Genomic DNA, 18,060 nt, shown 5'->3' with positions numbered 1-18,060 from the left:
CCGGCGACGCCATCGGATGGCGAGTGTCGGACGGGGAGCCGACGGCCGCTGTCGCGTCGGTGCGGACGAATCGCAGTATTCGCCCAGCAGCCGCTATTTCGGCGATTGGACCAGATTAGCCTTATCGGCCTGCTCCCAATTGTGCATATGGATGGGTTCCCTTCCAACAACGGTGCCGATCGACGCGTGTCTCGCCGAACGGTTCTCGTCGGGTCGGCTCTCACTGGACTGACCGCACTGGCCGGGTGCCTCGGCGGGGACGAGGACGCAGACGCCCCCGACCCGATCACAATCGAGGCCGGGACGAGCTGTGACAACTGTACGATGGCAATCGTCGACTACCCGGGCCCGGTCGGGGAGTCGTTCTACGAAGACGCCGAGGAACTGCTCGGGGACGACCGTCCGGCACAGTTCTGCAGCACCCGCTGTACGTACGCGTTCACGTTCGACCACGAGGAGGAGTCCGACCCGATCGCGACGTACGTGACCGACTACTCGAGCGTCGACTACGAGATCGACACCGGCGGCGACGCGCCCGAAATCAGCAGCCACGTCGAAGCGGAGTACTTCGCGCCGGCAGCCGACCTCACGTACGTCGTCGATAGCGAGGTCGAGGGCGCGATGGGCGCGTCGATAATCGGATTTTCCGATCCCGACGACGCGGCCGCATTCCAGGACGAGTACGGCGGCGATCGCTACGAACACGAGGACGTGACGCAGGAACTACTAATGTCGCTGATGTGATCGGGAACGACTCGACGGAATCGATTTCTCGAGCGAAGACTACCGTTGTATCGCCCAGGTCGCGACGGCGAGCGAGGCGCCCGTCCAGCTCGCAAGGCCCAGCAGGCTGGCCACAGGCGACGCCGTCCGCGGCCCGGTCCCCGACGCCGTTACGACAGCGCTCTCGAAGACGAGTCCGCGATACGCGCTGAGGGGGCTCACCGCGAGCGCGTGGACGAGCGATGAATCAGCCAGATAGCCGTTGGTGAACCCGTAGACGAGCGCGAGATCGAGTCCGACCAGCAGGACGACCAGCGCGACGACGGACAGTGCGAGAGCGCTTCGCGTCCCACTCACGAGCGCCGAGATGGCGAGCGAAACGGCGAGGATGGACAGCGCGAACAGGGCCGTCAGCGCAACGAACCGCGCGAACAGGATCGGGGAGTCGGCACCGGCGTGGGAGGCATACCGGCTGAACGGCTCTTCGCGACCGACGAAGACCGCACCGCCGACGAGTAACAGCGGGACGACGACCGTACCGAGAAGGCCAACGGCCCTGCCCACGTAGACGCCGAGGACGAGTTCGCGAGGCGCGATCGGATACGTGTCGAGAACGTCGAGTTCGCCCCGACGCCGATCGCCGAGGATCGCCCGGTAGCCAAACGCGACGGCCACGATCGGGACGAGAAGTTCGAGCGGCGTCAGGAGGTCGACGACGGTTGGCACGAAGCCTGCCCTGACACCGCCGCCGACCCACGCGATTCCGACCAGGACGGCCGCGAGCGCCGCCCCGAGGACGACAAACGTTCGGGTCCGGGAGACGGTCCTGAGTTCGCGGACGACGACGCGTTCGATTCGGCTGCCCGAGTCTGGCGGCTCGGTCGCCACGGTCGATTTCGTCGCGGGCACATCGGCGTCGGTGTCCGTTGACGCGACGTCTTCGCTCACCGAGTTTGGCGTGCCAGTCACGCAGTCTCACCCTGCACTCGAACGCTACTGAGGTCGCCGACGATCGACTCCTCGTAGACGGTCTCCAACGAGCCGGCCTCGAGTTGGTCGCACAGAGCCGCGGGATTTCCGCGCCCGACGACGGTGCCGCCGTCGAGTACGACCACCTCATCGGCCGTTCGCTCGACGAGTTCGAGATCGTGCGAACTCAACACCACCGCGGTTCCAGTGGCGGCGAGTTCGTCGGCGACCGAGAATACGTGTTTGCTCATCCCCGGATCGAGTCCGGATGCGGGTTCGTCCAGGACGACCAGCGGCGGGTCGCCGATCGTCGCCTGTGCGATCCCGACGAGTCGCGTCATGCCGCCGGAGAGCGCCTCGACCGGTCGGTCCGCGGCATCCACGAGCCCGACGCGTTCGAGTTGCGCCGTGGCCTCGTCGCGCCCGCCGCCGACGAGCGACGCGTAGAACGCAAGCGTTTCGAGGACGGTGAATCCGGGCCGAAACTCGGGCTGCTGGGGCAGGTAGCCGATCTCGCGTGCGGCCTCTGGCCCATGATACGCGACCGTTCCCCCGGTGGGCTCTTGGAGCCCAGCGAGCGTGCGGAGCAGCGTCGTCTTTCCGGTCCCGTTCGGCCCGATCAGCGCCGTCACAGCCGCCGATCGAATCGGAACGGAAACGTCCCGCAGGATGGTCACATCTCCGTATGCGAAGTCGACGTTCGATGCCTCGAGTAGGGGTGTCTCTGTAGTCATGGTTCGATCGTGAGTGGTCCGTCACAGCCCCGAGCGCGATCGGCCTGGGCGGTCCGTTCGAGTCGTTCCGGGTTGTTCGGCTCGCACGTGGGTGCCACGTCGGTAATGCTGCCGGTTCGTAGTCCGGACACCGACTCCTCGAACCCGGTGAGCGCGTCGAGCGCCGGCGCCCGGGCGAGTGTCGCCGCGCCGTCGGTACGGTGCATCCGTCGGTCGACGGGGTCGGTCGGCGAGTACGATCGGGACGGCGGGTCGCCGTCCGCGATACTGGTCCCGCCCTGCCAGTAGTTACCGCGTCCGTCGTGCGACCAGATGCGCAGCGGCCCAGCACCGGCAGTGGCGTGGTCGTCGTTGCCGACAAAGTCGTTCTCGACGACACGGTTCGTCGGGAGTATCACCCGATCGTTGACGCCCAGTCGGTTCCCCGCGAAGACGTTTCGCTCGTAGATCGACGCGGCCGCCGCCAGTTCCAGCCCGACGTCGGTGGCTTCGAAGACGTTCTCGGCGACGTACGTATCGGTGCCGCCGATGTAGGACCCGGTCTCCGCGCCCCTGACCTTGTTGCCGACGATTGCGTTCCGCTCGGGTCCAGTCATGACGTAGATCCCCGTATCGACGACATCGGTCAGGCGGTTGTCAGCGAGCAGTGCGCCGTCAGTGTGCATCAGGTGGACCCCCAGCAGGCTTCCCGCTATCTCGTTCTCCCGAACCACGATCCCTTCCGATCGGTACGCGTAAATCGAGTCCCGCCCGTCGACGAGCGTCGTCTCCTCGATTACGCCCGGCGACCGGAACGCCATGATTCCGGCGAAGCCGTCCTCCCAGCGCTCGTTGCCCCGAACGGTCGCGTTACGAACGACAGTATCGGGACTCTCACGGAGGATAATCCCGTTCGACGGCGTCTCGATTGACACGTTTTCGACCGACAGCTCGGCGGCGACGTGGGCGGAGATGGCGGCGTCCGCGCCGGTGTAGTAGGTCATGAACTTGTCGTCCCAGGCGTCCTCGGCGATCGACGCTCCGGGGACCTCCTCGGCGCCGGAGGTCAGCGGCCCGACGCCGGTGATCTCGAGGTTCCGGATCCCGACCCGCGGTTCGGTTACCGTCACGACCGATCCGTTCTCGTCGCCGCGGATCGTCGCCGCCCCCTCCCCGGCGAGCGTGATTGGCCGATCGATCCGGAGCGTCTCCTCGTACGTGCCTTCGGGTACGAGCACCGTAGTGTTCGCGGGCGCCTCGTCGATGCCCTCCTGGACGGTGTCGACATCCTCCCCGACGACGGTCGATACTGGTCGGTCGGCCTGCGCGACTGCCGACTCCACGACGGCGTCGGCGCGGCGGTCCTGCTCGTCGACGCGGTCGCGGACGACTGTCGCATCGTCGGTGTCGAACGACTCCTCGAGCGTTTCCTCCCACGTGTACACCTCGCCGCCATGCGCCGCTGCGAACGCCGCCGCATCCGCTCGGTCGGCGAACGGAACGACGGTTTCGCCCGACGGTGTCCGCGCCTCGCTGCCGACGACAAACCACGCGTCCGTCGCATCGATCCACGGCAGCGGTCGGTCGGTGACCGGATACCCGTCATCCTGTAACTCGACCGTTGCGTCGCCGTAGTCGGTGACGTACACTGCGAGCGGATATCCGAACCGCTGATCGTGTCCCTCCTGACGTTTGGCGTCGACGAACGTCTCGACGCCGTAGTAGCCGACGACGTACTGGTACTGCGAGTAAAACACCTGTGTCCGGGGGAGAGTGACGTTCTCGTCGAGGCTCTGTTCCGCCTCGAGCGTGAGTCCGACGGAGACGGTTTCGTCGAACGGGACCGGATCCGGCGGCGCCGGATCGGTGCCGCCAACGAACAGACTGCCGGTACCGAGTGCGGCGGTGAGCATCACGGCGATCAGGACGATCTTTCGGGACGGCCAGTACACAGGTGCAGTTCGAACGTGGAGGAAAAAGCGCCTCTGGTCCACCACTCGAAAGCTGTCTCCAGCGGCCGTGCCCGACTGCCGGCCGCATATAGTCCAGCAGAGGTCGGGACCGGCGTGGCACGGAGTCACGACAGCAATCGTCCGGGCCGATCGGAATCGGGGTGGGGGCTCCGGGGCTGGGAATCGGCTCAGTCAACGAGTAGGTGAGCCCGGGCGCTCACGCGGTGCGCGACGGTGAAACGAGCTATGAGTTCCTGTTCGCCCGCGCGACGACATCTTTCGGAGACGCTCCCGGGCAGGAGCCTGCGGAGCCTGCTGTGACCGCGCGAGTCGACGAGGATCGTCGTCCGGGTCCTGCCGTCGCCGAGGCGTTCGACATCGCCTCGGCGACGTTCAATCAGCACTTTCGGAAACGCAACGAAAGGTGTTCGACTCGCTATTGTCGGGCTCCGAACGGAACGGGCCGACGGACTGAGGTGTGCTGTATCCGGCCGCGCTGCTCATGGCCGCCCGCGGACTCGTCCCTCACCGCGAGACGGCAATGTCTCCGGAATTGGCCGGCGTCGCCGAGTTCAGCGATGGAACGACGCCGCTCGGCGGAATCGTCGATATCGAGGAGACGAGAACCCGCGTCTTCGGACATCTGTAAGGGGTTGCCGCCGGCACGCTTACCGACTGGAGCGCATGGCGACTGCTGGTGATCGCCGTCGCGCTCCGTTCGGTGGTCCTCACTGCCTCCGATCGATGGTCGCGTTCGTCGAAATCGGCGACGCTCTCGGCACGATCGCTGCGCTCGTTCTCGCCCCCAAACTGCGTATCCCGTCGCCGAAGCACACGGAGTCACGTTCGGCGGGCACGAGCGCGGCCGCCGTCGTGGCGGTAGGCCCCGACGGCGGTCAGCAGACCGACGACTATGCCGACGACGATGGTCAGTGCAATCCCGATCGGAAGGAGCAGTCCCACGACGATCGTTACGAGAACGGTCATCGCGAAGGCGCCAAACGAGGACGCGATCCGCCGCCGCCGTTCCGGCGCGCCGTCGGCGAATCCCCAAGCGACGACGCCACCGGCGACCGCGCCGGCGACCAGCCCTGCCGGGATACCGACCAGCAGCGAGAATTCGATGCGCGACTGGAGGAGTTCCGTCACCGTAACGGTGACGAGCAGGAAGGTCGCCAGACCGGTGGCGACGAGACGACCGATCGATCCGAAATTCATGTGTATCACTGGGACAGACGTGTCGGTACGGGATATACTCGAGTCCACATTCTTCCCAGCTGAGATTCGGCCGCTGCGCGGCGGAATCCACCTCGCTTTTCGTCGTCGCTCGAGAACGATCAACAACGATGGACAGAGAGTCGACGAAAGACGTCGATCCGAACGACGCAGAACACCGGGAGATAGGGGCCGGCCTCCTGGACGAAGACATGGGACCGAGTTCGGCCATGGCCCACCTCTACCGCGGCGAGATCCACCGGATGAAGTTCTGGCGCGAGCGGCTCGATCAGACGACGTACTGGGCGATCGTCATGATGAGCGCAATCCTGACGTGGTCGTTCTCGAGTCGGAACAACCCCCACTACGTCGTGTTGCTGGGTGCGGCGGCGGTGACTGCGTTTCTGGTCATCGAGGCCCATCGCTACCGTGGGTACGACATCTGGCGCGGGCGCGTCCGAACGCTCCAGAAGAACGTCTTCGCGTACGGGCTCGACCCCTCCGCCGGTGTCGTCGATCCGTCGTGGCGCGAGAAGCTGAGTCGGGACTACCGACGCCCCACGATCAAGATCTCCACCGAAGAGGCGATCGCCCACCGCCTTCGTCGGATCTACCTGCTCCTCTATACGATCATCCTGGGTGCGTGGGTCATCCGCGTCACGGCGTTCGCCGTCCGACCGTGGCCCGAAAGCGCCGCCATCGGCGGGGTTTCCGGTCTCGTCGTCACCGCGACGATCGCCGCGTACTACCTCCTCGCGGTGTTCGTCACGGTCCGTCCGCGGACGTGGGAGGCCGAGGACGAACTCCACGAGGCGGAAATCGGCCGGCACCGCTGAGCCGGGAGCGACGACACCGGTCGGGGCGGAGCCGGAACGTGCCCCACACCTGCTGTGCCGCTTTGTCCAGGTACCCCTGCAGTTTATCCCCGTTTCTCGCGTATCGGACGGTCATGGGACGCCGCGAGACGGAACGACGACTGTTACGGACGAGAATCGGATCCGGACCCCGAAACGCGACGGCAGGTGTCCGAACGTGACCGCTCCCGAAACGAGCGCGACGTTCGACCGCCTCCTCTTTCCCACCGACGGCAGTGAGGGGGCGGCCGCCGCGCTCGAGCACGTCCTCGATATCGCTGCCGAACACGGGTCGACGGTGCACGTTCTCACCGTCATGGATACGGTGCTGTACAGCCCGTTTCAGATGGAGGGCGACGTTGTCGACGCCCTCGAACGGGAGGGCGACCGAATCGTGCGCGACGCCGCCGACCGAGCAGAGGGCCGGGGAATCGACGCGGTCACCGCGGTCGAGAACGGAGAACCGTATCGAGAGATTATCGACTACGCAGCGTCGCACGATATCGACCTCACCGTCATGCCGACGCACGGCCGTCGGGGGCTCGAGCGGTTCCTGCTGGGCAGTACCACCGAGCGCGTCGTCAGGCGTGCGGACGGCCCTGTACTGACGATACGCCCGGACGCCGAAACCGAGTTGACGTATCCGTACCGACACGTGCTGGCCCCGACCGACGGAAGCGAGTGTGCGAGGGACGCGCTCGAGTTAGGCGTCGACGTCGCGAGCACGACCGGCGCGGCGCTTCACCTCCTCACGGTCGTCGACGTCGTCAGCGTTGGCGTCGACGTCCGCTCCGATATCAAAACGGCGATGCTCGAGGCGGCTGCGGACGAGATCCTCGATGAGGCGTCGTCGGTCGCGGAAACCCGTGGCGTCGAGCCGGCCGCTGAAACGGTCGCGTACGAGCCGTCGGTCCAGGAGGCGATCCGTTCGTACATCGAAGACCAGGACATCGATCTCGTCGTCGTCGGGACCCACGGCCGGACGGGCTTCGATCGGTACGTGCTGGGAAGCGTCACCGAGCACCTCATTCGAACGGCTCCGGTCCCCGTCCTAACGGTCCGTGAATCGGCATCTGAGGGGTCGTAGTCGCGTTCACATCACCCAGGAATGATCACCAGCGCAAACGGAGCGGCGGCGAGCATCGCGATAAATGCCGCGAACGCACGGTCGCTCTCGAGAAGTGCGTCCTGAACAGCCTCGAGGAACGCGTAGTAGGAGTCGTACACGGAGAACGCCGCGACCGTGGTGACGGCCGCCGCGCCGAAGAGGAGCAGGACGATCGCGATCCCCGCGCCGGACTCGAGGACCACCGCGACCAGCAGGGTGTCCGTGAGCGTTCCGATACTGGCACCCATGGTGTACGGGACGATCTCGGCTCGTCGGATGTAGCCCCGATTGTAGACGGGTACGATCAGGCCCATCGAGAATGCTACGCTCGTCGTTACGGCGGTGATGATGAACCCGAAACCGAACGACAGCCAGCGGTGCCGGAGATACACGAACACCCGTTCTCTGAGCCAGTTGACGGAGAAACCGTTCAACAGGGTGTCTATGAGGTGAAAACTCCCGACGAGGGCGATCACGGCCAGCAGGGCGCTGGGTGCCGCGCCGAAGTGGTCGATCGTCGCGGTCGTGACCGGCTCGAAGACGCCGGCACTGCCCGCTCGAACGTCGACGGCCACGTCGCGTTCCCACGCACTCCGTTCGGTAAACCAGACCGCGGTCGCACCGATCACCGTCGCCGGTACGTAGATCGTCTGGTTCACGAGGAACGTCAACGTCCCGAGCCGCATCGCCTCGGGAAGCGAGTATTCCGACGCTCGGAGGTACTCCAGCGCGCCGATCAACAGAACGATCCCCGCGGCGCCGAGGCGCGATCCCGCGACGAGCAGAAACAGCTCGAGAACGGTCATCAGATCGGCCGAGTACAGCGAAAGCGCGATCGCCGCCACGATCGATCCGTTCAACATCACGTACGCGGAGAGCCAGCTGATCCCGACGAACGAAAGCGGACCCGTTTGTCGGGTCAGGATCGGTCGAACGGCCGGCGAGAGCGTACGCATCGACGCGCCCAGCAACTGGACGGCGAAGAACAGCGAGAGTACTGCGAAGCAGAACAGAACTACGAAGCGAACCGATCGAAACGACGCTCGACTCGAGTTCGGTCCGGCCGATCTACGCCTCATCGGTACACGGTACGGGCGACGGAATCAAAACGATGGGTGCCACTGGTCGGTTCGCGTTCCTGCTGGGGACGGGCGGTTACGTGCACACCAGCGACGGTCTCGCCGAGTATCGGTCGGCGGCGCTTCTCCGTGCGGCTTTCGTCTCCCCCCATCGCATCGGCGGTAGCCCACCACCGATCCCCGTTCGAGAGATCGTCCTGCAAGGCCGTCTCGAGGGAGACGGTCGACCGGGGCCGGTTTTTTCTCGCCTGCCGTCGTACGATGCGGTATGTCACCAGACATCGGTGTCGAACTAGACGCCGAGGAGACCGACGCGTTTCTGCGGGAGCAGGGCCTCGGCGTACTGGGTATCGCGAAAGGCGGGCAGGCCTACACGATCCCGATCGCGTTCGCGTACGACAGCGGTTCGAATCGGTGTTTCTTCCGATTTATAATGGATGATGACAGCACGAAACGATCGTTCGTCACGGAGACGAACGTCGCGAGCCTCACGGTCTACGAGTGGGCCACCAAAGATCAATGGAAGAGCGTCGTTCTCCGGGGACGGATCCGACAGGTCGATCACTCCGATCTGACCGACGCGGCGACGCTGTTCTCCGAGGTCGGCGAAGAAGCAGCCCTCGAAGTGTTCAATAACCCGGTCACCGAATACGAGACGGTGTGGTACGAACTGGACGTTACCGAAAAGACCGGCCGCGGTCAGTTCGTCGGATCGCGCGAGAGCGTCGTCTGATCGGTTCACTGACCGACACAGACGACAGTCACGCCGTTCGAAAAGCGCTCGCGGTTTCGAGCCAAGCAGAACTCAGAGAGTTCCGATGACGATGCTGATACCCAGCAGAAGACGCGTAGAACGCATTCGTCTTGAAATCTCGAGCGTGACGGTTGACAGCTCGCTGCCATCGAGGGGGAACGAGGGCGAATTCGGCCATGTGACCCGCTCGAGTGGGAGTCGGGTATCCCTGTTCGTGGGTCGATCGTGAGCGACGTGGTCGCGATCCGTTCGCCATCGGTCGGCCTCCGTGGTGCGTTCGGCTGGACTGGCCGGGAGTCGCTCACCGATGCCGGTCAGCCACGAAGTCCACCGTGTCGAGCGGATCGTCGAACGCACCGACCAGTTCCTCGAGCGCGTCCGTCGCCGTGAGTAGCCCGACGATGTCGCCGTCGGCTTCGACGAGTGCGAGTTCCTGATGGGCCGCCTGGAGGTCGTCGATGGCGTCACTGACGTGCGTGTCAGCAGAGAGCGTTATCGGCGGCGTCGCGAGGTCGTCGAACGTGACCGAACCGGCTCGGAGGTCGTCGATCCGGTCGACGACTGTCGGGACGTAGATGATACCGACGAATTTCTCGGGTTCGTCCTCGATCAGCGGAAATCGCGTATGTCGGCTCGACCCGATCCGGTCCAGGTTCTCCTCGACCGACGCCGTCCGCGAGAGAAAGACGACGTCGTCGATGTCGGTCATGACGTCGTCGACGGGCCGTTCGCCGACGGTGAACGCGTTGAGTATCTCCTCGCGCCGCTCGTCGGGGAGTTCGCCCCGCTCGAGGATGGACGCGAGTCGGTTCCGGAGGTCGGCCCGCGTCTCGATGATCTCGGTCTCGGTCTCGAGCCACGCGCCGGTCATCTCGACGCCGAACCGTCGGAGCGTCCACTTCGCGACCGCGTCGCCGAACCAGATGACGGGTGAGAGCAGCCACGCGAACCAGTACAGCGGTGTCGCGCCGTATCTCGCGACGAACTTCGTCCGCTCGACGCCGAGGTAGGTCGGCGTCTGTTCGCCGTGGGTGAGGTGAAGGAGGTTGATAATGACGAACGCGATAACGGCGCCAGCGCCCGCGGACGCGAGCGTCGTGGTCTCGAACAGTGGACTGACCAGCGTCGCGAGGGCCGGCTCGGCGATGATTCCGACGGCGATGCTCGTCGCACTGATCCCGACCTGGCAACTCGTGAGATAGACCTCGAGGTCGTCCGTCATCTCCCACGCCCGTCGGAGTCCCGGCTCGTCGAACGCCGATTCCGGGTACTGTCGGACGCGGGTGAGGGCGAACTCGATCGCGACGAAGAAGGCGTTCGCGAGTATCAGCCCGATTCCGGCGAACAGCCTGAGACCGATTTCGAGGGAGTTCACTCGATCGGGGCTTCGCTTTAGCGTCGTATAAAATTGCCGTCACCTACTTCACCGTGGGAACGCAAGCGCCGGTGACCGGCGTCCAGACGGCGGTCGCGAGTCCGTCCAGCGCATACAGCTATGGTGTTTCGCCTGTAAAACCGCGTCGTGTCCGAAGACCCACATGAGCTACCCGCCGAGCGCGTCGTCGATCGGTTCGAGTCGAGACACGACGGACTGACGGACGACGAGGTCCGACGCCGACTCGAGGAACACGGCGAGAACGACGTCGTTCGAAGCGGCGGACGGTCACCAATCGACATTTTCGTCGCGCAGTTCGACAGCGTCCTGATCTGGGTGCTGCTGGCCGCGGCCGTCCTCTCGGTCTGGGCGGGACACACCGTCGATGCGGTCTTGATCGCAATTATCGTGGTCGCCAACGGCATCTTCGGATTCGTCCAGGACTATCGTGCCGAGCAAAGCCTCGAGTCGCTGCGCGAACTGGCGTCCCCGACCGCGAGGGTTCGCCGGAACGGCGAGGTGCGCGAGGTTGACGCCACGGAACTCGTCCCCGGCGATATCGTCGTTCTTCGCGGCGGTGACGTCGTTCCCGCGGACGGCAGACTGCTCGAGGCGACCGACCTCGAGGCCGACGAGGCGGCGCTGACCGGTGAGAGTGTCCCGGTCACGAAATCCGCCGCGCCGGTCGAGTCAGGGGCGCCCCTCGCGGAGCGCGAGAGCATGGTCTACAAGGGGACCAATGTCACTCGAGGGAAGGGCGTCGTGGTCGTCACCGGGACGGGGATGGCGACCGAAGTCGGCGGGATCGCTCGGGAACTCGCCGCGACCGAGGAGACGCGTACGCCCCTGCAGGACGAACTCAACGAGCTGGGTCGGACCCTCGGACTCGGCGTGCTCGGTCTCTCGGCGCTGGTCGCGCCGCTGTTACTCGTGCGCGGAACGACCGCGGTCCAGGCCGCGCTGACCGCGGTGTCGCTCGCCGTCGCGGCGATTCCGGAGGGGTTGCCGGCCGTCGTCACGCTGACGCTCGCCCTCGGCGTCCGGAAGATGTCCGAAGAAAATGCGCTGGTCCGTCGGCTTCCGGCGGTCGAAGCGCTGGGCGCGGTCGACGTCGTCTGTACCGACAAGACGGGGACGCTGACGAAAGGCCAGATGACCGTCAGCAAGCTCTGGGTGAACGACACCGTGATCGACGTCGATTCGGCCGACACCGACGCTGACGTCCGCGCCGACCGGACGGAACTCCTCCTGCGAATCGGCGCCCTCTGTAACGATTCGACGCTCGAGGACGAGGGCGGCGATCCCACCGAACTGGCGCTGCTCGAGGCGGCCGATGGCCGCGGATTCGACGTCAACCGGCTCCGGTCCGACAATCCACGGACCGACGAGGTACCGTTCTCCTCCGAACGCAAGTGGATGGGGACCGTCCACGACGACGTCGGCTACGTCAAAGGTGCGCCGGAGGTCGTAGTCGAGAACTGCGACCGGATCCTGACCGCCGACGGGGCGAAACCGATGTCCGACGATCGGCGCGAGCGGATCGAAACGACGGTCCGCGAGTTCGGCGACGACGCGCTCCGCGTGCTGGCGATGGCCTATCGCGACGACCCGGCCGAGGCCGACGACCTCGCGGACGGGTTGACCTTCGTCGGCCTGACCGGGATGATCGATCCGCCCCGCGAGGAGGTCGCCGATGCGATCGACGTGACGAAACGCGCGGGCATCGCCGTGAAGATGGTCACCGGCGACAACGTCCGGACTGCGCGAGCGATCGCGGAGTCGCTGGGGATCGGGACGGACGTACTCGAGGGCCCGGCAGTCGAACGGATGGACGACGAGACGCTCCGCGAGCGAGTGGCGGCCGTCGACGTTTTCGCGCGGACGTCGCCCGATCACAAGGTCCGGATCCTGCGAGCGTTACAGGCGCAGGGGAACGACGTCGCGATGACAGGCGACGGCGTCAACGACGCGCCGGCGCTGAAAAACGCCGACGTCGGCGTCGCGATGGGGATCCGCGGGACGGACGTCGCCAGGCAGGCCTCGGACATCGTCCTGCTGGACGACAACTACGCGACGATGGAGCGGGCCGTCGAACGCGGACGGGCGATCTTCGACAACATCTGGAAGTTCGTCGCGTACCTCCTCAGTGCGAACGTCGCCGAGGTGGCGATCGTCTTCATCGCTTCGCTATATGGCTATCTCATCCTGCCGGCCGTGCAGTTACTGTGGATCAACCTGCTGACCGACGGACTGCCGGCGCTGGCGCTGGGCGCCGATCCGGAAAGCGGTGACGTAATGGAGCGGCCGCCGCGGGAGCCCGATCGAGGGATCATCGGGCGGCCGATGCTCGGTCTGATCGGCGGCATGGGCGCCGCCACGACGCTCGTCTTGCTCGCGCTCATGTTCTACACGCTCGAGGGGGCGGCGTCCATCACGCCGTACGCGATGACGATGGTGTTCACGGCCTTCGTCTTCCTCGAGATCGTGGGCCTGTACGTCATCCGCTGGCTGCGCGAGACGCCGATGCTGTCGAATCCGTGGCTCACGATCGCGGTCGCGGTGTCGATCGTTCTCCAGCTCGCGGTGCTGTACACGCCGCTCAACCGGTACTTCGGAACCGTGCCGCTCGAGCCGGCGGACTGGGGACTCATCGGCGTCGTGCTCGCGGTGTGTCTGCCCGCCTACGTCGCGGTCGCCACGCTCGTCCGACGAATCGAGCGATGAAAGCCTCCCTCGACACTAAGGGCGTCGAGAACGACGGTACGCCTTATGACCGCAGCAATCAAGCGGCTCGTTCTCGACGTCATGAAACCACAGGAGCCGGATATCCTCGAGTTTGCCGACACCGTCGCCGACAGTCCGGGCGTCGAGGCCGTCAACGTCGTTCTGGTCGAGACCGATCGCGAGGTCCAGAACCTCAAGCTGACGATCGAAGGCGACGAGATCGACGCCAACGCGCTCGAGGAGGCCATCACCGACCTCGGCGGAACGGTGCACTCGATCGATCAGGTCGTCTGTGGCGATCGCCTCGTCGAACAGGTCGAGACGCCGCAGGACAAATGACCGGAGGCGACACGTGAATTCCATCGGCGACCTCCTCGAGGACGACGAGGTCAGGTCGATCTCGCGGCGATACTTCATCTCCAACGGGTTCGACGGGACGCTGACGAGCATCGGCGTCGTCGTCGGGGCCTACCTGTCGGGCATTTCGGACGGGCTCACCGTGATCACGATCGGTCTCGGCGCGGCCGTCGGATTGGGGACGTCCGGCGTCTGGAGCGTCTGGGAGATCGAACGGGCCGAGAAACAGGCCGAACTGCTGGTCATCGAGCGAGCGATGTTGACCGACCTCGAGGAGACGGCGGTCCAGCAGCGGCGGGTGGGCGCTCGCAAAATCAATGCGGTCGCGAGCGGAATCGGACCCCTCATCGGCATTTTGCTGCCGCTGTCACCGTTTCTCGCCGAAGGCATCGTCCTCTCTATGCTCGAGGCGACGCTGGTCGCCATCGCAGTCGGCGTCGGCGTGCTCTTCGTCTTCGGTGCGTATCTCGGCTCGATCTCGAAACAGAACTGGATCGTCGCCGGGATCCGAATGGGGCTCGCTGGGATCGTCGTCGCATTTCTGAACCTATTCTTGCCCGGGTGACGTCCCGAGGCGGCCGCGGGGCCTCGTTAGCTCTGCAACAGTGGTCGGTACAGCCACGCGGCGACCGCGGTAACGCCGCGCCCCTGACCGATCTGGACGAGCCACGGCCAGACCGACTCGGCGGGCGCATCGATCTCGATCGCGTGGGTGACCTGATCCGTCGCGTCCGGGAGGAGGTCGTCGCCCGGGAGGGGACCTCGCGCTTCGCCTTCAGTCGTGCCCCAGCGACGGTGCCAGGGGCGTATCGCGACGTGGTACGCGCTCGCGGCGAGGAGCGCCGCGGCCGCGACGGTACCTCGGACGAGTCGGCTCGAGCGGCCGCGGCCGGACGCCGTCTCCGGCGGTTTCCGATTCGGACGGACTTCAGCGTCGGCCGCGATGCGCTCTAGCGCACGCGACATCAGGTAGCCCGCGAACGGGCCGATGACGCGCCAGTACCGGCGGAAGTTCCGGCGGGCGGGGTCGTCGGTCGTCGCAGTGCGCGCCTCGTAGGACAACAGCGTCCGGTCCTCGCCGTACGGTCGGACGGACAGGCCGATCGCGAGTTTCGCGTACCCCGGCTCTTCGAACGCCGAGAACTCGTCTGACTCCACCTGTCGCCACTCGATCGCCGGTCGCCAGAACTTCCCGACCGCACCGAAGACGAACTCCTCCCCATACGTTTCGTCGAGCAGCGTCCACTCATCGGTCTCCGGAACGTCGATGAACCGCATTCGTTCGGGCGGTGGCGATCCGGAATTCCCCCGAATCCGGCGCACGATCACCATCGGTGCGTTTCGTAGCGCGCCGAGGGCGCGGACGATCGGCCCGGTGTCCAGCAGATCGGCGGTGAGCATCGCCTCGTACGTCGTCTCGGGATCGGCGTCGACGACCGCGTGTCTGATCGTCGTGACGTCGTACTCGGGGAGCTGACGGTCGATCAGCATCGACGAATCGGTGCCGACTGACGGATCGCTCGCGAAGGGGTTTCGTCTCATGCGCACTCACCGGATCACTGCAACGGCAGTGGACCTAAATCGGTAGCCTCGATTCGGTGAATCCGTCCTCGAGCACTCCTCGCCGCGAATAACGGCGAGACCGTGAGAACACGCCGGCTGCCGGCCACTGGGCCGGTATTGTGCCGTCCGACCGACCGCGTTAGTCGCCGGTCTGCCGCCCGGTAATCGACTCGCTCTCGAGTTCGAAGATCTCGAGGTCGACTGCCGCGACATCCTCGTCGAAGATCCGAAGCTCGAGGAACGACTCGTTGACCGCCGCCTCGTCGAACTGCGTCCGCTCGCGACCGGTCAGTTTCCGGAGCGGCCCGGTGACGACGATGCTCCAGGAGTCGCCGGACTCGTCGACGTCGTACAGCGTGAAACACGCGGTCTCCGTCTCCTCGAGGTACGAGAGCTTCGTGCTCGAGCCGTCGGTCGATAGTCGGACGTAGAGCGAACCCGCGTCGTAGTGGTGTGCGACGGGAATCGCGTACGCGTCGCCGTCGGCCGCGAGCGCGAGTATCCCGGTATCGACGCGCTCGAGGTGCTCTCGGACCGCTTCGTCGGTCATCCCGACCGTGTAGACGTACTCGACATGCTCCATGCGGGAACGAACGCGCGCAATCAGCATGAAGAACGGGGGTAGGGTGTTCGTCCTGCGCGCCGACAGCGGCTGACCCCGCCGTGTGGGGATCACGTCGGAGACGGAGAAGCGAGCCGTCGAACGCGTCGCGTTCGATGAGCGATCAATCGGCGTGCTGTTCGGGCCGTCCCGACCGATCGACCCCCAGCGGATTCGCCGCGGTCCCGGACGTCACCAACCGCAGATACGTGCCGGCGTTCGCCATGAGCTTGTTCTCCGCCTTCCGGAGGTGTTCTTCGTACGTCGAGCGGGCGACGGACGTCCGGGACGCCAGTTCTCGGAGCGACGTTCCTCGCGGCTGTTCGTAGTAGCCCTGCTCCAGCGCCAGCTGTAACGCCGCCAGCTGCCGGTCGGTGAGGTCCTCGAACAGCCGATCGACCGGTGCCAGCATGCTGTGTGGGATCCCTTGCTCCGTGATGGCGGTCTTGGAGAGCAGTTCGATGTCCCGATCCGCCTCGAGGTCTCGAAGCAAGGCCCGAACATCGGACTCGTCGAACGCGATCACCGTGTAGTGCTCCCACCCCTGCCGGTGAATCGTCGGCGGCTGGTAGAGGCAGTCGTGTTCCTCGAACCGCTCCAGGATCGACCCCTCGAGCGCGCAGAGACAGGACTGGGTGACGACGTGGGTCCCCGAGTCGTCGATCGACTCGTGGAGGACCGTTCCGATCTTCCGGATCTCCGCCAGCAACTCGTCGGTGGGGGCCTCCGCGGAGCTAATCTCGAGCACCTGACAGTCGCTCAGGTACCACTCGCGAATCGTCAGATCCGGGAATCGCTCCGAGATCTCCCGGTAGGGACACTCGTGTTTCAGTCGAAACGAGGCCTCGTACAGACTCATATACCGTCGTTCGGCCTCGAGAAAATTAACGGTGCCGGTCATGTCCCGCACCACTCCTATTCGGGTACTGACCGTATGAATGAGTATCGATGGCAGAAATCAGTCCGACGGAACTCAGTGATCGGTTGCGGGACGGCGACGACGAGAGCGAGGACGTCCTCGTCCTCGATATACGCCACCGAGACGAGTACGACGAGTGGCACGTTCCGGACAGCGTCAACGTCGACGTCTACGACGAACTGACCGACGATCCGGAGACGGCGAAAGACGCCCTCGAGGATCTCCCGGCCGACCGCGAGATCGTCACTGTCTGTACCGCAGGGATCGTTTCACAGACCGCAGCAGAGGTCCTGCGCGAGATGGGCTACGACGCCAGCACGCTCACCGACGGCATGAACGGGTGGAGCCGCGTTCACCGGAGCGCCCCCGTCCCGACCGACCTCGAGGGAACGCTCGTTCAAGTCGCTCGTCCCGGGAAGGGCTGTCTCTCGCACGTGCTGATTTCGGACGGCGAGGCCGCGGTGTTCGATCCCTCCCACTACCTCGAGGAGTACGAGGCGATCATCGACGCCCACGACGCCGAACTCGTCGGCGTCTTCGACACGCACGCCCACGCCGACCACGTCTCCGGCGGTGCGGACCTCGCCGAGCGACACGACGTTCCGTACTTCCTCCATCCGACGGACGCGATCGCGATCGACGCGACCCCGATCGAAGACGGCGAATCGGTCGCGATCGGGTCGGTCGACGTTGAGGTTATCCACACGCCCGGCCACAGCGAAGGCAGCGTCTCGTTCGATCTCGAGGGGGAAGCCCTGCTCACGGGCGATACGCTCTTCCACGAGAGCGTCGGTCGCGTCGAACTCGGTGTCGAGGCCGGGCTCGAGGATTCCGACGTCGAAGGGAACGCTGCGACGCTTTACGAGAGCCTCCAGCGCCTGCTGGACCGGCCCGACGACGCGGTCGTCCTCCCGGCACACGATCCGGGGTCGCCTGAACCGCCGGTGACTGCGACACTCGGTGACGTCAAAGCGCAAAACGCGGATCTCGACCGCGAGCGCGAGGAGTTCGTCGAGACGCTCGCCTCGGACATCCCGGACCACCCGCCGAACTTCGAGCGTGTCAAGCGCACGAACGTCGGGCAGGAGGACGTCCCCGACGAGGAGCTGTCCGAGCTCGAGCTAGGCCCCAACCGCTGTGCTGCTGAGTAACCG

At 65.6% G+C, this 18,060-nt stretch carries 18 protein-coding genes and 1 pseudogene; 9 read left to right on the top strand and 10 right to left on the bottom strand.

From position 1 onward, the window contains the following. Nucleotides 1-147: 147 nt before the first annotated feature. The gene (locus ACEWFR_RS12335; protein ID WP_374061307.1) at nucleotides 148-744 is read left to right on the top strand and encodes a nitrous oxide reductase accessory protein NosL; all 597 of its coding nucleotides are present in this window, start codon (nucleotides 148-150) and stop codon (nucleotides 742-744) included. Between the two features lie 39 nt (nucleotides 745-783). On the opposite strand, the gene ACEWFR_RS12330 is transcribed toward ACEWFR_RS12335, so the two are convergent. The 4 genes and pseudogenes from ACEWFR_RS12330 to ACEWFR_RS12315 all read right to left on the bottom strand — a co-directional run. Continuing rightward, a complete protein-coding gene (locus tag ACEWFR_RS12330) occupies nucleotides 784-1,692 on the bottom strand; it encodes an ABC transporter permease (RefSeq protein WP_374061306.1) in 909 nt (302 codons plus the stop codon). Then, nucleotides 1,689-2,426: an ABC transporter ATP-binding protein gene (locus ACEWFR_RS12325; protein ID WP_374061305.1), complete on the bottom strand. Its 738-nt coding sequence runs from the start codon at nucleotides 2,424-2,426 to the stop codon at nucleotides 1,689-1,691. Before ACEWFR_RS12325 ends, ACEWFR_RS12330 begins: the two co-directional genes overlap by 4 nt. Then, the gene (locus ACEWFR_RS12320) at nucleotides 2,423-4,357 is read right to left on the bottom strand and encodes a NosD domain-containing protein (protein ID WP_374061304.1); all 1,935 of its coding nucleotides are present in this window, start codon (nucleotides 4,355-4,357) and stop codon (nucleotides 2,423-2,425) included. Before ACEWFR_RS12320 ends, ACEWFR_RS12325 begins: the two co-directional genes overlap by 4 nt. 244 nt (nucleotides 4,358-4,601) lie before the next feature. Then, nucleotides 4,602-4,704, bottom strand: a pseudogene (locus ACEWFR_RS12315) (universal stress protein); the annotation flags it as partial. A gap of 131 nt (nucleotides 4,705-4,835) precedes the next feature. On the opposite strand from ACEWFR_RS12315, the gene ACEWFR_RS12310 reads away from it, so the two are divergent. After that, on the top strand, nucleotides 4,836-5,006 hold the full coding sequence (locus ACEWFR_RS12310; protein WP_374061303.1) for a hypothetical protein: 171 nt from the start codon (nucleotides 4,836-4,838) through the stop codon (nucleotides 5,004-5,006). 191 nt (nucleotides 5,007-5,197) lie between these two features. Here ACEWFR_RS12310 and ACEWFR_RS12305 read toward each other — a convergent pair whose 3' ends face one another. Further along, the gene (locus ACEWFR_RS12305) at nucleotides 5,198-5,575 is read right to left on the bottom strand and encodes a hypothetical protein (RefSeq protein ID WP_374061302.1); all 378 of its coding nucleotides are present in this window, start codon (nucleotides 5,573-5,575) and stop codon (nucleotides 5,198-5,200) included. 128 nt (nucleotides 5,576-5,703) lie between these two features. Here ACEWFR_RS12305 and ACEWFR_RS12300 point away from each other — a divergent pair, with 128 nt between their 5' ends. Next, a complete protein-coding gene (locus tag ACEWFR_RS12300; RefSeq protein WP_374061301.1) occupies nucleotides 5,704-6,408 on the top strand; it encodes a DUF2270 domain-containing protein in 705 nt (234 codons plus the stop codon). 196 nt (nucleotides 6,409-6,604) lie between these two features. After that, nucleotides 6,605-7,513, top strand: a complete 909-nt coding sequence (locus ACEWFR_RS12295; RefSeq protein ID WP_374061300.1) for a universal stress protein — start codon at nucleotides 6,605-6,607, stop codon at nucleotides 7,511-7,513. A gap of 11 nt (nucleotides 7,514-7,524) precedes the next feature. Here the strand turns inward: ACEWFR_RS12295 and ACEWFR_RS12290 are convergent, their stop codons facing one another. Beyond that, a complete protein-coding gene (locus tag ACEWFR_RS12290; RefSeq protein WP_374061299.1) occupies nucleotides 7,525-8,613 on the bottom strand; it encodes a hypothetical protein in 1,089 nt (362 codons plus the stop codon). A gap of 268 nt (nucleotides 8,614-8,881) precedes the next feature. Between ACEWFR_RS12290 and ACEWFR_RS12285 the strand changes: the two genes are divergently transcribed. Next, nucleotides 8,882-9,346, top strand: coding sequence for a pyridoxamine 5'-phosphate oxidase family protein (locus tag ACEWFR_RS12285; protein WP_374061298.1), 465 nt, complete (start codon nucleotides 8,882-8,884; stop codon nucleotides 9,344-9,346). A 322-nt stretch (nucleotides 9,347-9,668) separates the two neighbouring features. On the opposite strand, the gene ACEWFR_RS12280 is transcribed toward ACEWFR_RS12285, so the two are convergent. Next, nucleotides 9,669-10,742, bottom strand: a complete 1,074-nt coding sequence (locus ACEWFR_RS12280) for a CNNM domain-containing protein (RefSeq protein ID WP_374061297.1) — start codon at nucleotides 10,740-10,742, stop codon at nucleotides 9,669-9,671. 147 nt (nucleotides 10,743-10,889) lie between these two features. Between ACEWFR_RS12280 and ACEWFR_RS12275 the strand changes: the two genes are divergently transcribed. From ACEWFR_RS12275 to ACEWFR_RS12265, 3 genes are read left to right on the top strand one after another with little or no spacing between them, the layout of a single operon-like run. Next, nucleotides 10,890-13,466: a calcium-translocating P-type ATPase, PMCA-type gene (locus ACEWFR_RS12275; protein ID WP_374061296.1), complete on the top strand. Its 2,577-nt coding sequence runs from the start codon at nucleotides 10,890-10,892 to the stop codon at nucleotides 13,464-13,466. Nucleotides 13,467-13,511: 45 nt separating this feature from the next. Continuing rightward, the gene (locus ACEWFR_RS12270) at nucleotides 13,512-13,805 is read left to right on the top strand and encodes a DUF211 domain-containing protein (protein ID WP_374061295.1); all 294 of its coding nucleotides are present in this window, start codon (nucleotides 13,512-13,514) and stop codon (nucleotides 13,803-13,805) included. Between the two features lie 13 nt (nucleotides 13,806-13,818). Then, on the top strand, nucleotides 13,819-14,388 hold the full coding sequence (locus tag ACEWFR_RS12265; protein ID WP_374061294.1) for a VIT1/CCC1 transporter family protein: 570 nt from the start codon (nucleotides 13,819-13,821) through the stop codon (nucleotides 14,386-14,388). A 26-nt stretch (nucleotides 14,389-14,414) separates the two neighbouring features. Here ACEWFR_RS12265 and ACEWFR_RS12260 read toward each other — a convergent pair whose 3' ends face one another. The 3 genes from ACEWFR_RS12260 to ACEWFR_RS12250 form a co-directional block, all read right to left on the bottom strand. After that, nucleotides 14,415-15,365: a hypothetical protein gene (locus tag ACEWFR_RS12260; RefSeq protein WP_374061293.1), complete on the bottom strand. Its 951-nt coding sequence runs from the start codon at nucleotides 15,363-15,365 to the stop codon at nucleotides 14,415-14,417. A 160-nt stretch (nucleotides 15,366-15,525) separates the two neighbouring features. After that, nucleotides 15,526-15,969 carry a pyridoxamine 5'-phosphate oxidase family protein gene (locus ACEWFR_RS12255; protein WP_374061292.1) on the bottom strand — a complete coding sequence of 148 codons (444 nt, stop codon included), beginning with the start codon at nucleotides 15,967-15,969 and terminating at the stop codon, nucleotides 15,526-15,528. A gap of 142 nt (nucleotides 15,970-16,111) precedes the next feature. Next, nucleotides 16,112-16,846 carry a helix-turn-helix domain-containing protein gene (locus tag ACEWFR_RS12250; protein ID WP_374061291.1) on the bottom strand — a complete coding sequence of 245 codons (735 nt, stop codon included), beginning with the start codon at nucleotides 16,844-16,846 and terminating at the stop codon, nucleotides 16,112-16,114. Between the two features lie 89 nt (nucleotides 16,847-16,935). Here ACEWFR_RS12250 and ACEWFR_RS12245 point away from each other — a divergent pair, with 89 nt between their 5' ends. After that, entirely contained in the window at nucleotides 16,936-18,057 is a 1,122-nt protein-coding gene (locus ACEWFR_RS12245; RefSeq protein WP_374061290.1) for a rhodanese-like domain-containing protein, read from the top strand. The last annotated feature ends 3 nt before the right edge of the window (nucleotides 18,058-18,060 follow it).

The organism is Natrinema sp. H-ect4, assembly GCF_041894845.1.
In the GTDB taxonomy this organism is placed as follows: Archaea; Halobacteriota; Halobacteria; order Halobacteriales; family Natrialbaceae; genus Natrinema.
The sequence above is the reverse complement of the archived record's forward strand: the minus strand, read 5'-3'. Positions and strand labels throughout refer to the sequence as shown.